The sequence below is a fragment of the Oleiphilus sp. HI0067 genome, assembly GCF_001635735.1.
Genome location: NZ_LWFI01000895.1, coordinates 1 through 701, shown reverse-complemented (window position 1 = coordinate 701; position 701 = coordinate 1). Strand labels below are relative to the sequence as shown.

Below are 701 nucleotides of genomic sequence, written 5' to 3'. Positions count from 1 at the left end.
TTCCATTATTTTAGCTGTCGACCATCCTACCCCTGAACCCGTTGGGAATTTCATAAATTGCTGCAATGAATTTGTTTTAGCAATAACTGCTTGGTCGTCTTTGTTTATGAAGAATAATCGATATCCTTGGATTCCTTTTCGTATAGGAATACGAACGACAAGTAGTTTTTCCAACCATTCTTGTTTGGGAGCTTCTGCAACAACATGCAGCAGATCTCCTTTAATCAGTGACAACAACATTCTATCTCTCGTCATTGCAAACTGTGAATGAGCTACTGATGCGGGCTTGTAGTCCCCTGTTGTTTCTTTAAGAATCATTTCTAATAGTTTGTGAGGGTAGTCATATCTACTATCGTTTTCGGACTGCGGTTTATTGACTAAAACCTCTTCAGATTCTGCAGAAAAAACTAAGAATATCCATAAGAAGAGCACTATCACTATTATTTTCATGGTTGCTCCTGGAGCTAAACAAATGGTTGAAAAATGTTCATTAAAAATATTATTACAGTCTTTAACAATTTATTCGATCTTTAAAAATACAGATTGCTGCGACAACAAACTGAATTCAGATTTAATTCTGGCCATTAAAAATATATTAACGCTTAGAACCGAACTAAATAAATTGATCACATTGTTGTTAGCAATGAAACATGGTTTGCTCACACCAACACTGAAAATCAACCGCAATGAGATAGAAAATA

General features: G+C 35.1%; 1 protein-coding gene and 1 pseudogene. One reads left to right on the top strand and one right to left on the bottom strand.

The annotated features are described in order from the left end of the window. Window positions 1-450 (bottom strand): annotated as a pseudogene (locus tag A3739_RS10220) (hypothetical protein); the annotation flags it as partial. Between A3739_RS10220 and A3739_RS30840 the strand changes: the two are divergent. Then, the coding region (locus A3739_RS30840; RefSeq protein ID WP_231877063.1) for a hypothetical protein at window positions 449-701 on the top strand (253 nt) is incomplete at its 3' end. The pseudogene A3739_RS10220 and the gene A3739_RS30840 overlap by 2 nt on opposite strands.